The sequence below is a fragment of the Thalassobellus citreus genome, from assembly GCF_044385915.1.
Lineage (GTDB): Bacteria > Bacteroidota > Bacteroidia > Flavobacteriales > Flavobacteriaceae > Thalassobellus > Thalassobellus citreus.
This window is the reverse complement of sequence record NZ_JBISCC010000127.1, coordinates 116,405-131,002: the sequence shown is the minus strand read 5'-3', so window position 1 is coordinate 131,002 and position 14,598 is coordinate 116,405. Positions and strand designations below refer to the sequence as shown.

9 protein-coding genes are annotated in these 14,598 nt (G+C 31.3%); 4 read left to right on the top strand and 5 right to left on the bottom strand.

Going from position 1 to position 14,598, the window contains the following annotated elements:
- Positions 1-23: 23 nt before the first annotated feature.
- The 4 genes from ACH5TX_RS14180 to ACH5TX_RS14165 are packed head-to-tail and all read left to right on the top strand — an operon-like array spanning position 24 to position 2,869.
- On the top strand, positions 24-449 hold the full coding sequence (locus ACH5TX_RS14180; RefSeq protein WP_439340154.1) for an ATP-dependent zinc protease family protein: 426 nt from the start codon (positions 24-26) through the stop codon (positions 447-449).
- Positions 446-1,327, top strand: coding sequence for a 30S ribosomal protein S6--L-glutamate ligase (gene rimK, locus ACH5TX_RS14175; RefSeq protein WP_439340153.1), 882 nt, complete (start codon positions 446-448; stop codon positions 1,325-1,327). Before ACH5TX_RS14180 ends, rimK begins: the two co-directional genes overlap by 4 nt.
- Positions 1,328-2,302 carry a succinylglutamate desuccinylase/aspartoacylase family protein gene (locus ACH5TX_RS14170; RefSeq protein ID WP_439340152.1) on the top strand — a complete coding sequence of 325 codons (975 nt, stop codon included), beginning with the start codon at positions 1,328-1,330 and terminating at the stop codon, positions 2,300-2,302. It abuts the gene before it with no gap.
- Positions 2,303-2,305: 3 nt separating this feature from the next.
- Positions 2,306-2,869 carry a 5-formyltetrahydrofolate cyclo-ligase gene (locus ACH5TX_RS14165; RefSeq protein ID WP_439340151.1) on the top strand — a complete coding sequence of 188 codons (564 nt, stop codon included), beginning with the start codon at positions 2,306-2,308 and terminating at the stop codon, positions 2,867-2,869.
- Here the strand turns inward: ACH5TX_RS14165 and ACH5TX_RS14160 are convergent.
- The 5 genes from ACH5TX_RS14160 to ACH5TX_RS14140 all read right to left on the bottom strand — a co-directional run bounded on the left by ACH5TX_RS14160 (position 2,866) and on the right by ACH5TX_RS14140 (position 14,215).
- On the bottom strand, positions 2,866-4,752 hold the full coding sequence (locus tag ACH5TX_RS14160; RefSeq protein WP_439340150.1) for a hypothetical protein: 1,887 nt from the start codon (positions 4,750-4,752) through the stop codon (positions 2,866-2,868). The two genes, ACH5TX_RS14165 and ACH5TX_RS14160, sit on opposite strands and share 4 nt — an antisense overlap.
- Positions 4,753-4,831: 79 nt before the next feature.
- Positions 4,832-5,452: a lipoprotein signal peptidase gene (locus tag ACH5TX_RS14155; protein WP_439340149.1), complete on the bottom strand. Its 621-nt coding sequence runs from the start codon at positions 5,450-5,452 to the stop codon at positions 4,832-4,834.
- 57 nt (positions 5,453-5,509) lie between these two features.
- Positions 5,510-5,887: a TraR/DksA family transcriptional regulator gene (locus tag ACH5TX_RS14150; RefSeq protein WP_439340148.1), complete on the bottom strand. Its 378-nt coding sequence runs from the start codon at positions 5,885-5,887 to the stop codon at positions 5,510-5,512.
- Positions 5,888-5,892: 5 nt separating this feature from the next.
- A complete protein-coding gene (gene ileS / locus ACH5TX_RS14145) occupies positions 5,893-9,297 on the bottom strand; it encodes an isoleucine--tRNA ligase (protein ID WP_439340147.1) in 3,405 nt (1,134 codons plus the stop codon).
- A 115-nt stretch (positions 9,298-9,412) separates the two neighbouring features.
- The gene (locus tag ACH5TX_RS14140) at positions 9,413-14,215 is read right to left on the bottom strand and encodes a DUF8693 domain-containing protein (RefSeq protein ID WP_439340146.1); all 4,803 of its coding nucleotides are present in this window, start codon (positions 14,213-14,215) and stop codon (positions 9,413-9,415) included.
- Between the last annotated feature and the right edge of the window lie 383 nt (positions 14,216-14,598).

Here is a 14,598-nt window from a genome sequence, read left to right as displayed (position 1 = left end):
GCCACGTTTTATAAAACCTTAAAATGAATAAAAAAATTATCGGACGCATTGATATTGTTGACTTCCCCAAATTAGGACTATTCAATATTGATGTGAAAATTGATACAGGTGCCTATACATCTGCCATTCATTGTTCTAAAATTATTGAAGAAAACAATAGTTTAATATGTATTTTTAATAGTGACGACCATAAAAACTTTGGAAAAACAGAAATTATTTTCGACACCTTTTCGCGTACCAACGTAAAAAGCAGTAATGGTTTTAAAGAAAATAGATATAAAGTTAAATCTGAGGTCATATTTTTTGGAAAAACATATAAGATTAACTTAACTTTAAGCACTAGAGAGGACATGAAATTTCCGGTATTAATTGGTAGACAATTTTTAAAAAGAAAATTTATGGTTGATGTAGACTTGGAAAACGTTTCTTTTTACAAAAAAGCACAATGAATATAGTAATCCTATCAAGAAATTCAAACCTATACTCAACTGAAAGATTGGTTGAAGAAGGCGAAAAAAGAGGTCACAAAGTAGAGGTTATAGACCCATTAAAATGTGATATTATCATAGAAAAAGAAAAACCTACTATTTATTATAAAGACAGGTATTTAGATTATGTAGATGCCATTATTCCTAGAATTGGAACCTCAGTAACCTTTTATGGTTGTGCTGTAGTACGTCAATTTGAAATGATGGGCGTTTTTACCATAGTAACATCTGATGCCATTCAACGTTCAAGAGATAAACTACGCAGTTTACAACGCTTAAGTAAAGCAGGAATAGGCATGCCTAAAACGGTTTTCACCAATTACTCTAGAGATGTTGAAGAGGTTATAGAACATGTTGGAGGTACTCCTGTAATTATTAAATTATTAGAAGGCACTCAAGGTTTAGGTGTGGTTTTAGCCGAAACAAAAAACGCAGCAGAATCAGTTCTTGAAGCTTTTAATGGCTTACAAGCCAGAGTAATTGTGCAAGAGTTTATAAAAGAAGCTGGCGGTGCAGATTTAAGAGCACTAGTTGTTGATGGTCAAGTTGTAGGCGCTATGAAACGACAAGGAAAAGAAGGTGAGTTTCGTTCTAATTTACACCGCGGCGGGTCGGCAAATATTATAAAACTAAATCATGACGAATTAAAATTAGCAATGAATGCTGCTAAAGCTTTAAAACTACCTGTTTGTGGCGTAGACATGTTACAATCTTCTCGAGGCCCTTTACTTTTAGAAGTAAATTCTACTCCTGGATTAGAAGGCATTGAAGCTGCTACAGGACGAAATATTGCAAAAAGCATTATTCACTATATTGAAAAAAATAGCCATAAAAAATAAATGACTCTACCAAATACTAACATTTTAACTATTCTAAACACAAAAATATACCCTGGCGAAAGCAAAGAAGTTAATTTTGATGTGGCCAATTTACACACTTCAACACCTGTAAACATTCCTATTATTGTTGAACGTGCAAAAAAACCAGGCCCCATTGTACTATTTACTGCTGGTATTCATGGTGACGAGGTAAATGGTGTAGAAATTGTTAGAAAATTAGTAGCTAATGGCATAAACAAACCAAAATGCGGTACCATTATTTGTATGCCCGTTATTAATGTTTTCGGATTTATAAATTTAAAGCGTGAGTTTCCAGATGGTAGAGATTTAAATCGTGTTTTCCCTGGTACTAACAATGGCTCTTTAGCAAGTAGAGTTGCTTACAAATTAATAAACGAAGTACTTCCTTATGTAGATTATATTATGGATTTTCATACTGGTGGCGCTGGTCGTTTTAATGCCCCACAAATCCGTATAACAAATGGAGATTCTCAACTTAATAATTTAGCTAAAACCTTTGGCGCTCCTTTTGTTTTATATTCTAAAAACATATCGAAATCATTTAGACATACCTGCTTTAAATTAGGTAAATCTATGCTTCTTTTTGAAGGTGGAAAATCTTTTCATATTGATGAAAATGTAACAACTGCAGGCGTTAACGGCGCTAAACGCGTTTTAAAGCATTTAGATATGCTAAACACTAAATTTAAAGTATCTAAACCTAAAAAAGAAACCGTTTTTATTGAAGAAAGCAAATGGCAACGGGCTAAATACTCAGGCATGTTTAGAGCAAAAACACCTATTGGCAAGCATATTGAAAAAAGGGAAGTTTTAGGAAACATTACAGATCCTTATGGTAAGTTCAATTACGAAGTAAAAGCTCCTAACTCGGGCTACATAATTAATGTAAATGAAGCACCTATTGTGTATCAAGGCGATGCTTTATTTCATATATCAACTAAACTTGAAGCTTAGATTATGACGAAATCTGAACTACGTAAAACATATAAAACACTTCGTAACAATTTATCAGAAAATGATATTGATGAGTTTAGTTTAGCCATTGCCAATCAGCTTTTAAAACTTCCTATTTGGGAGTATAATTTCTATCATATTTTTTTAGCTATAGAAGAACAAAAAGAAGTTAACACCGATTATATTTTAAATATTCTTTCGGGTAAAGACAAAAATATCCTGATTTCTAAAAGTGATTTTAAATCAGGAGACATGACTCATTTTCTTTTAACTGATAACACCGCTATTAAGAAAAACAAATACAATATTCCTGAACCTGTTGATGGTATAGAAATTTCAAATGACAAAATTGATGTTGTTTTTATTCCGCTTTTAGCTTTTGACAAACAGGGAAATCGTGTGGGTTACGGCAAAGGTTTTTATGATCGGTTTTTAGCCAACTGCAAACCTGAAACCATTAAAATAGGGTTGTCTTTTTTTGAAGCAGGCAATGAAATTAATGATGTTTACGAAAGCGATGTTCAATTAGATTATTGCGTGACGCCTGAGTTCGTTTATAAATTTTAGTTATTACAATTCTCGCAATACGTTTCTCTTAAATAATTATTTTCTAATAATTGAAATGTAACACCTCCATCTTCAACAGCATTAAATAATTTACAATAGCGTGCTTTATTCATATTAATAGCATTTAACATAATAGTTTTATAATTTAAATCTTTAGTAAAATCGACATTTACCAAGGTTAAATTTAAATAGTAAAACAATAAATCTTCATTAATATCAATACTTCTCGCTTTATTTTCAAGCAATTTTACAGACATATCTATATTAGCATAGTAACTAAAAAATTGAGCTAAACTTAAATAATCATAATCTGATAGCGGAAACTTATTATAATTATTATTTATAAAAGCAACCGATTTATCTTTATTTGCATAATCTCTTTTTCTCATTAAATTTTCGGCTTTAACAATATGAAAATTAACCATCATTCTTGAAATAAGCGAACTATCAATTCCGTAATTCTTTAAAGCAGTTATTTGATTTTTTAACTTGGTTTCATTTATTTCTAGAGCTCTAAAACGCCATAATTTAATTTTTAAAGCTGTAATATTATATTTTACTTCTCGATCTTTTGGAACTATTTTTTCCAGTTCTAATAATTCATTATAAACAATTAAAATCTCTCTAACATTCAGCATATATCTATAAGCAGAATTTTTATTAAATATCTTAACAAATTTTTCTTGTTTTGGGATATTCATTTTTCTTAAAATGTCTGGCGACACTTCTTTTCCTTTAAGCCTTTCAAAAATTGAATTTTGAATATCAATTGCTTCATCTAATTTTTCGGCAGTAATGGCGGCATTAAATTTATTTAATAAAACATCGGTAGACATTGTTTTATACTTGTCTTTCTTTTCTAATTCTAACTCTAAAACCGCCTTTCTATGGTGCTTTAAAATAGATTCCATTTCGCCTGAAAGCCCTCCTTTTAGTTTTGCTTTAATTTGAGTTTTACTCAAACCCGATAAACTTTCGTGCTTTGTTCCTTTTATATCATTTAAAAACTCTACCCAATTTTCTGAAGAAGAAACTTCTGTATTAATAGTTGGTTTTTGAAATGTTTGTAATGCAGCAACAATACTATTTGCACGCTGCTCCTGCAATTCTATATTTCTATTTAAGCTTCCCTCTATAGATGAATAGGCCTTAATATTTATAGCTTTAATATTAAAATCTGTTAACCGTAAAGAATCGTAAATGGGCTTTATATCTTCTTGTGAATAATTAGATTTATTCTTTTCAAAGGGAATTTTAAACTTCATCGTTTTGTTTCTAATAACAAACGTTTCTTGTTCAGTTACTTTTATTTCTTTTGGGTTATATGTTAAAGAATCTAAATACATTCCCATATCTAATAACTCCCAAGGATAAGACTCTAAATCATAAATTGTATAGTAATGACATAAGTTTTTATTATTTAAAAACAGGATATTATATTCTAATTCATCATTAATAAAACCTTCAGGAATTTTGCCAACATAAGCTCTAAAAACACTTTCTCCATTTGGCTTCAAACCTCTCCTTAACTCCTTAGTATAAAAAGGCTTAAGCAAAAACCCTCGTATTTGAGTCTTCTTTACAGATTCAACATCACATGCATACCTATCTTTTAAAACTATATCGATAGCCACACCATCTCCAGCATTTTTAAACAATAAATTAAACCAGTTTTTATCGTTAACCTGAAAATATAGATTATTCTTTTCTCTTTGTATTGAAAATTGAACTTCTTTAGGTTTTTGATTAAATACTTGAAAACATTGCTGACACTTTTGATCTCTATCGTTTCCTGGAAAAATAATGTCGTAAGTATTTTGTGCGCTAACAATATTTGAAACAAATATGAAACACAAGGCTAAAGTCAAGTATCTACTTTTCATTAATTAGGATTTTAAAATATAAAGATAACGAATACCTTTAAGAGTAGAAAAATACTTACTTGTAAAATTAGGAGGACACTTAATTTTTAGAAAACGCCTTCTTATTAAATACAATAAGCATTATAAAACCAGTACTTATAGCCATATCGGCTATATTAAAAACGGGTTCGAAAAAGTTAAAACGCTTACCACCATAAAAAGGAACCCACTGCGGTAAATCTACTTCAAATAAAGGAAAATAAAGCATGTCTACAACGCGACCGTGTAATAAAGAATCGTATCCGCCTGCATCTGGTAAAAACGTTGCAATTTGGCTATAACTATCATCAAATAAAACACCATAAAAAACAGAATCTACAATATTACCTAAAGCCCCTGCAAATATTAGAGAGATTGCTATTACCAATATTTTTGACCCTTGTTTTCTGGTTGTATCGTATAACCAATAGCCAATACCAAATATAGCAACGACTCTAAACAACGTTAAGGCTACTTTGGCAGTTCTATCAGAGATAAAAGAGACAAAATCACTAATTTTTGTTCCCCAAGCCATTCCATCGTTTTCAATAAAATATATTTTAAACCAACTAAAAACGGCAACTCTTTCATGAAGTGAAAAATGGGTTTTAATATATATTTTGCTAACCTGATCGATAAGTAAAATAAGAATTATTAAGAAAACAGATTTTTTTAGTGACATATAAAAAATAAAAACGCCTCAATATATGAGACGTTTTAATATATAATTAAAATAAAATTATTGTATGTTTTTTGCTTCAATACTTAAAGTAGCATGAGGCACTAACTTTAATCGTTCAGCATTTATTAGCTTACCTGTAACACGACATATACCATAGGTCTTGTTTTCTATTCTTATTAAAGCATTTTTTAAATCACGAATAAATTTTTCTTGACGAATAGCTAATTGCGCATTAGATTCTTTACTCATAACAGCACTTCCTTCATCAAAAGCTTTAAATGTAGGAGATGTATCTTCTGTACCATTATTATGATCATTCATATACGCACTCTTAATAAGCTCTAAATCATGCTGTGCTTTTTCTATTTTTTCTAAAATTAGCACTTTAAATTCTGCTAAGTGTTCATCTGAATATCTTGCGTTAGCTTCTCCCATAATTTTTAATGTTTTTGAATATACAATTTGGTATTTACATCATCAAAAGCAATTTCTATACCATTCTCTAATTTATCAATAATCTCAAGTTCGTTTGTTAATGTTTCCGATTTTATATATGCTCTATTTGCATCTACTGCACTAGTAATATATTCGTCTTTTTGAAGCGTTACATCTATTCTATCAGTTACTTCAAATCCTGAATCTTTACGTAAATTTTGAATACGATTAATTAACTCTCTAGCAATGCCTTCTTTTCGTAAATCATCACTAATTGTAACATCTAAAGCTACTGTTAAAGCACCTTCGTTTGCAACCAACCATCCTTCAATATCTTGTGATGTAATTTCTACATCTGTGCGTTCTAAAATAATATTTTTTCCGTTAATATCAACCTCTAAATTACCATTTAATTCTATTTTGTTAATATCTTCTGCTGTAAAGTTAATTACTGCAGCTGCAATGGCTTTCATATCCTTTCCAAAACGCGGACCTAACGCTTTAAAGTTAGGTTTTATTTGTTTTACTAATATATCTGAAGCATCTTCTAAAAGCTCTACTTCTTTTACATTTACTTCATGTTTTATTAAATCTGAAACCGCTAAAATCTCTTCCTTTTGTTGTTCATTATCAATTGGAATCATAATTTTTTGAAGTGGCTGGCGCACTTTTATCTTTTCTTTAGCTCTTAACGAGAGTACTAAAGACGATATTGTTTGTGCACTTTCCATTTTTCGCTCTAAAGACTTATTTATAAAACCAGCATCTACCTTTGGAAACTCAGCCAAATGTACACTTTCAAATTGTTCAGTTTGTGTTGTTTTTGTTAAATCTAAGTAAAGCTTATCCATAAAGAAAGGTGCAATTGGCGCTCCTAACTTAGCAATAGTTAACATACACGTGTAAAGTGTTTGGTATGCCGAAATTTTATCTTGTTGGTAATCGCCTTTCCAGAAACGTCTTCTACTTAAACGCACAAACCAGTTACTTACATAATCTTGAGTAAAGTCTGAAATAGCACGAGCCGCCTTTGTTGGCTCATAATCTGCATAATATTCATCTACTTTCTGAATAAGCGTATGTAATTCTGAAAGAATCCAACGATCTATTTCAGGTCTTTCATCTAAAGGAATATCTGCTTCACTATAAGTAAAACCATCAAGATTGGCATATAAATTAAAGAATGAATATGTATTATAAAGTGTTCCGAAAAACTTACGTTTTACTTCCTCAATACCTTCTAAATCGAATTTTAAATTGTCCCAAGGATTCGCATTAGAAATCATATACCAACGTGTAGCATCAGCACCGTAATTCCCTAAAGTTTCAAAAGGATCGACCGCATTACCTAAACGCTTAGACATTTTTTGTCCGTTTTTATCTAACACCAATCCGTTAGATACCACATTTTTATAGGCAACAGAATCGAAAACCATCGTTCCAATAGCATGCAACGTATAGAACCAACCACGTGTTTGATCGACGCCTTCTGCAATAAAATCGGCTGGGTATGATTTTTTACCATCAATTAACTCCTTATTCTCAAACGGATAATGCCATTGTGCATACGGCATAGAACCAGAATCGAACCAAACATCAATTAAATCGCTTTCACGGAACATTTTCTGTCCTGTTGGAGATACTAAAACAACCTCATCAACAATGTTTTTATGTAAATCGATTTTTGCATAGTTTTCTTCAGAATTGTTTCCAACTTCAAAATCGGCAAAAATATCTTCAGCCAAAACACCTGCAGAAACCGCTTTTGCCATTTCATTTTTCAACTCTTCAACCGAACCTATACATATTTCTTCTTTACCATCTTCTGTTCTCCATATTGGAAGTGGAATTCCCCAATAACGAGAACGCGATAAATTCCAATCGTTAGCATTTGCTAACCAGTTTCCAAAACGCCCTGTTCCAGTAGCTTTAGGTTTCCAGTTAATTGTTTCGTTAAGCTCGAACATACGCTCCTTAACATCGGTAACTTTAATAAACCAAGAATCTAACGGATAATAAAGAATAGGCTTATCGGTTCTCCAACAGTTAGGATAACTGTGTTTATATTTTTCAACCTTAAAGGCTTTATTTTCTTCTTTTAATTGAATAGCAATTTCAACATCTATAGAACGCTCTGGTGCTTCTCCTTCATTATAATATTCGTTCTTTACATATTTACCTGCATATTCAGCCATTTCTGGTCTAAATTTACCTTGTAAATCGACTAACGGAACTAAATTACCATTTTCATCTTTTACCAACATTGGTGGCACTTCTGGCGTAGCTTGTTTTGCAACCAAGGCATCATCTGCTCCAAATGTTGGAGCTGTATGCACTATACCTGTTCCATCTTCAGTCGTAACGAAATCTCCAGAAATAATTCTAAATGCATTTTCAGGATTATCATTTGGCAATGCATATGGCATTAATTGCTCATAAGTAATACCTACTAAATCTTTACCTACAAACTCTTTTACAACGTAAAAAGGAATTTTTTTATCGCCCGATTTATATGCTAATAATTCTGATTTTTCTTCAACTTTATTAAACTTTCCTGAGAATTGATAGTTAACTAATTTCTTAGCTAAAACCACATTAATAGGTTCAAAGGTATATTGATTATACGTTTCAACTAAAACATATTCAATTTTTGGACCAACAGTTAAAGCGGTATTACTTGGTAATGTCCAAGGTGTGGTTGTCCAAGCCATAAAATGAATATCGCCTTCATTTTGTAAAAATTCCGGTAATGACTCTGGTTTTGCTTTAAACTGAGCTACAATAGTAGTATCGGTTACATCTTGATACGTTCCTGGTTGATTTAACTCATGAGAACTTAAACCTGTTCCTGCTTTTGGAGAATATGGTTGAATGGTATAGCCTTTATATAATAAGCTCTTATTATATATTTCTTTAAGCAACCACCAAACAGATTCCATGTATTTTGGGTCGTAGGTAATATATGGGTCGTCCATATCTACCCAGTAACCCATTTTTTGAGTTAGATCATTCCATACATCTGTATAACGCATAACTGCTTTACGGCAAGCAGCATTATAATCTTCAACAGAAATGGTTTTACCAATATCTTCTTTAGTAATACCTAATTCTTTTTCTACACCTAACTCTATAGGTAACCCATGGGTATCCCAACCAGCTTTACGCTTTACTTGGTAACCTTTCATGGTTTTATAACGCGGAAAAATATCTTTAATAGCTCGCGCTAAAACATGGTGTACACCAGGTAATCCGTTTGCAGAAGGTGGTCCTTCAAAAAACACAAATGGTTTATTACCTTCTCTAGTAGATACACTTTTTTCAAAGATGTTATTTTCTTGCCAATAGTTTAAGATTTCATCTGCAACATTTGGTAAGTCAAGTCCTTTATATTCAGGAAATTTCGCGCTCATTTACTATATATTCTTATAAGGATGCGAATTTAAGAATTTATCCTTAAATGGTTAATTTTTATACATAAAAAAAGCCAAAACAATTGTTTTGGCTTTTTTTGTAATTTTTTAATTTTTAATTAACTATTATTTTTTTACTAAGAACTTGATGATCTTCTGTTCTAAAATATGCTATATACGTACCACTTGATATATTAGAAATGGTTAATCCGTTTTTTAAACTTTCTTGTGAAACATCGCTAAATTCTAAAACTATTTGACCTAACATATTTACAATTGAAATTTTAGATACTGAAGTATTTAACTTTTTCGCAAACAACTTATGCTCAGAGTTTTTATAATAAATAAAGTTCTCTGTTGTTAATGCTTCTTCAGCACTTAATCTTTTCTGTTCTGATTGAAATACAATTTCAAACCTTGTATTAAACTTACCTTGTTCTGATGTAAACTCGTAAGCCTCTCCTCCTCTTAAATCAAAATACGTTCCTGTTTCATTATCTTTTAAATATATTTCTTGATTTTCATCTATATTTTCGAATTCTGTAATTTTAATATTAAATGTATTACTACCCGATGATATAAAATTTAATGGAACTACTTTATCTGCAGTTATCTCGCTATAGGCTTGAATATTCATATCCTTACCTTCTAAACTTAAATGCAAGTCATTATTACTAGCACCTATACTTTTCGCATCATAACCATAATCATATTCATCACTTGTATATGGACTAAATCCTAAAAGCAATTCTCTTCTTGTTTTTGGACCTTCTACTGAATTAAATTCTAAACGCATTTTTCGCATTATGTTATCAGCACCTTCTTTATTTGAAGTATTACTTTTTGATGATTTACTATTACCTGATTTTGAAAACACAGAACCATTATTATAAGTACCATCTGCATCAGCTTCTTTTATAAATACACGCTGACTGTTATTAAACTCAACAACTCCATCTGCTATAATTTCAACAATAAAACCTTGGCCAACGGGAAGGTATCTTGATGGAACAACTGCTCCTTCTCCACCTCTTGTTGTTGCTCCAGAACGTCCTACAAACTGAGATGCTCTAATAGCTCCTAACTTATTTACTTCTGCATAACCACCATTATAGTCATTAAGATTATGAGAACTTCCACTCCATTGTTGCCACAAATTCAACGCCCCTTCTATTACCCCTTCATTATCATCTATAAACTTATGAATATCTATAGCTGAAGCATATGGGTTTCCTAATAAAAATTCCGTTTTCGACTTATCAGCAACCGATCCTGGCCCTCCTACATCTTTAACATCTACTAATATAGTACCGTTATTGGGTTTCCCTTCAAAAATATATTGTTGCTCTGTACTTGGAATCCCTGTTCCTTTTTGAGTATAACCAACACCTGGTTTTAAATTTGAAGATGGTGCTATTTGCTTCCAATCCCAATATGTTTTTCCGTTTATAAACGTGTACAACCAATAGGTACTTATGTTACCATTTGCCGTATAAGCTGGTGTAAATTGACAATTCATTTCTGTATCATCTTTTAACATTTCTAATTTAAAATTAGAGTTATTTGAATTATTGGTTGTTCCATTATTGTCAGATAAACTTGTAGCTTCTTTTGTTCCTACCGGAGATCCCCAATAGTTGTACCAATAAGCACTTGAAGTTCCTTCTTGACGTCTTTTTACCTTACCATCTGCTGAGGTTACTAAATCACTCGTTTTAGTTTGTAATAACTGAGAATCACTCATTAAATCTAAGGTACCATTTAGCTCTAAATACCAGTTGTTTTCTACTAAATGATCGCCTAGAATTGTTAATGTTTTATCTGTATCAATTATAAGACCAGACGTTTTAATATTATGATTAGCACTTACATCACTTGATATTTTTACAACAATCCAATCTTTATTATTTGCAGAATCTTCTATATCCCAAACATCGCCATACAACCAAGTAGACTCTGAAACCCAAGAACCATTACTTAATGATTCATATGGCATAGGAGCTGTTTGGTCTTGAACCGTTACATTAGACAAATAGATATCTCTATTATACCCTGAATAATCTAAAGTGCTTCCTTTTTTAATACCTGACATAGGGTAATAAGCAATTAAACTACCCCAAGAAACTGTTGCATTTGAAGAAGTATCTTTAATATCTTTTACTATAAAAGCTCCTTTAACATTTCCTGAATCATCTTCAATCTCTTGGTATATCATTTGTTGAATTTGATCTTTGGTTAATGACGTATTAAACACTCTAACTTCATCTATAGAACCTTTAAAATATTTTTTATCATTATCAGTACTTGACAACCTTCCAATTTCAAAATTTCCGTTTGAATTATTAGTATTTTCAATAGACGAACCTCCTACATTTTCAGAACCAACTAACTCACCATCAACATATAACTTCATTTCTCCTGATGATGCTGTATAAGTCCCTGTTAAATGATGCCATTCACCCAATTTAATTAAATGCGAAATGTCTCCAATAGTATTTTCTTGACTTCCTACTGTCTTTATTGTAAACATAGGTTGCTTACCACTTTGCAACCACAATCTGCAACCCGAATCTTCTCCTGCAACAACCATATCGGTAGTATTTCCAGCATCAGATTTAACCCAGGCCATTATAGTTACATTATTTAACCCTTCTATAAAAGAATCTCTAGATAAATAATCATCTATTCCATCAAAATCTATGCGGGCATTAATTGACGGATTTACATCAAACAAATCTCTGTAATCTAAATCACCGCCTGAATTTAAATCGCTATCACCATCAGGTAAAATAGATAAATCTAAAGGGTCTTCTATATCTTCATTTACATCCCATGAGGCATCTTTAACACCGTTTGTTTCAAACGGGTTCACTAATCCGTCTTTATCAGAATCAGCAGCCGAAGCCCCATTCGCCATACCGTTCTCTTTAACATCTAATTTCCCATCATTATCTGAATCAAAATCCAAATAATCTGGTGTTCCATCACGATCTGTATCTTCAGGAGATAAAATACCTATTCCATAATTATCATCTACACCATCATTATTTGCATCTGTTATTCCGGATCCATTTCCACTGGGCACTATATAAGCAAATGTTGATTGTGCTTCTACATTATCTGGTATTCCATCATTATCTGAATCTAAATCATGACAATTAGAAATACCATCATTATCAGCATCAAAAATATCAAATGCAATAGGGACAACTCTTGCATTCACGGAATATCTATTTTCCTTAGTAATTATTGTATATGTTATTGATTGTATTCTTTTATTATGGTCTAAACCTAAAAAACTTAAAGTACCAAATAATTGATCTGAGTTAGATTGAGTCCCTTCTTCGGGGGAAGGATCGACAATAGAAATAAATCCTCCTGTACTACCTTTTTCCGCCAGAGTTCCTGCAGAATTAAACAAATTATATGTATTACCTGCAATAGTAAAATCTAAATTACTCTGTGTGCTAGCATCATCATAAACCACAGTAAAATCACCTATATTACCTGTTCCAATCAAATTATCAAACCACAATTCTAAATTAAGAACAGGTTGTGCAAAAGTAAGCGTATAAGTAGCGCCAATACTTACATCTGCTCCTCCTTCTCTATAATAAAAAGTGGACCCATTTGTTTTAGCAGTTCCGTTTACCGTAGAAAACGTAACTGAATTGGCATTACCGCCTATGGTAAACGACTCTGTAAGGCTACCCGAAGTCGTTACTGGTAAAACATCATCACAACCTTCATCAGTATCTAATATACCATCGTTATCATCATCTAAATCTACTGAATCTAATATCCCATCGTCATCTATATCACTATTTTCTTCTGGAGTCGAATTATTATCTGATTTAAAATTAATTTTATAATCTTCAACCTCTCCTGCTTCCCAATTATAATCGCATGACGTAAAATTAGTATTTGTTCCTGTTCTAAAACCAACTCTCATCATTGCAATACCTAATTCAGCTGTATTTGGTATAGGGATACTAATAGGAACATCTATAGTTTTATTTCCACCTTTATTCTTATTATCCTTGACAGTAAATAAAAACCGTTCTCCATTATCCTCAAAATCATCGTCGGTTTCATTAAAATTCATCCATACAACAACTGTATTCTCACTTTTATTCCAGCCATTAATTGTTACACTAACTGTTCCATTTAATATTTCTCCAACAGTAACATCTGTTGGTGTTATTGAAGAATAATACGTATAAGCACCAGTATTACCAGAGCTAGTATTATTAATACTTCCTATTGCTACTTTTGAAATATAATTAGTATTGAAATTTCCAATATTATTTGGAGAACAATAATTAGCATCATAACCTCCAGAACCAGAATCATCGCCATCTGAAGTAAAATTAATTTTATAATCTTCAACTTCTCCTGCTTTCCATTTATAATCGCAAGATGTAAAATCTGTATTTTTCCCTTTTCTTAAACCGATTCTCATTCTAGAAATTCCTGATTGTGCATTATTTGGCACTGGAATACTAATAGGTACACTAATTGTCTTTTTTCCGCTTTTGTTATTTTTATCTTTTATGGTAAACAAAAACCGCTCTCCACTATCCTCAAAATCATCATCGTTATTCGTATTAAAATTCATCCAAACAACTACTGTATTCATATTAGTATTCCAACCATCTATTGTTATTTCAACTGCACCATTAATTGTTTCTCCAACAGCTATATTTGTTGTAGTTACAGAGTCAAAATAATCAACATAGCCTCCAGTAGTACCAGAGCTAGAATTATTTATACCACCTATTTCAACCTTAGAAATATAATTTGTGTTATTTTTATTAATATTTTTTGGGGTACAATATTGCGCATGAAGTTTACTTGTTGAAAATACTACAAGTATAATTATAATAAGATTATAAGATTTGATATAATTTGCTTTCATAGTTTAAATTTCAATAGGATTAAAAATCTATTAATTTTTATACTACAAATAACACAACTATAGTAAAATGGATTATTAAAAAAGCTTTGAGGGGAGCTTATTAAAATTGTATTTAAACAATTTAACGACGCAAAATTATATACACAATATTAAAAGAAAATATCTTTTCGATTAAAAGCACATAAATCTGTGATATTGTTTATTTTAAAACAAAACTAACACAACAACATTAAAGAACCTAGAAAAACAACCACTTATTATCGTTTAAAAACAAATAAATTCGATGAAATGAAATCATAAATTCTCTTTTCACAATTGAACAAAAAGCATTTGTCAAAAAAAAAAAAAAGCCAAAACAATTGTTTTGGCTTTTTTTGATAACT

Bases quoted from the DNA above. Each gene is read 5' to 3' on its own strand.
- ACH5TX_RS14180 (WP_439340154.1), top strand. From the start codon at position 24: ATGAATAAAAAAATTATCGGACGCATTGATATTGTTGACTTCCCCAAA.
- rimK (WP_439340153.1), top strand. From the start codon at position 446: ATGAATATAGTAATCCTATCAAGAAATTCAAACCTATACTCAACTGAA.
- ACH5TX_RS14170 (WP_439340152.1), top strand. From the start codon at position 1,328: ATGACTCTACCAAATACTAACATTTTAACTATTCTAAACACAAAAATA.
- ACH5TX_RS14165 (WP_439340151.1), top strand. From the start codon at position 2,306: ATGACGAAATCTGAACTACGTAAAACATATAAAACACTTCGTAACAAT.
- ACH5TX_RS14160 (WP_439340150.1), bottom strand. From the start codon at position 4,752: ATGAAAAGTAGATACTTGACTTTAGCCTTGTGTTTCATATTTGTTTCA.
- ACH5TX_RS14155 (WP_439340149.1), bottom strand. From the start codon at position 5,452: ATGTCACTAAAAAAATCTGTTTTCTTAATAATTCTTATTTTACTTATC.
- ACH5TX_RS14150 (WP_439340148.1), bottom strand. From the start codon at position 5,887: ATGGGAGAAGCTAACGCAAGATATTCAGATGAACACTTAGCAGAATTT.
- ileS (WP_439340147.1), bottom strand. From the start codon at position 9,297: ATGAGCGCGAAATTTCCTGAATATAAAGGACTTGACTTACCAAATGTT.
- ACH5TX_RS14140 (WP_439340146.1), bottom strand. From the start codon at position 14,215: ATGAAAGCAAATTATATCAAATCTTATAATCTTATTATAATTATACTT.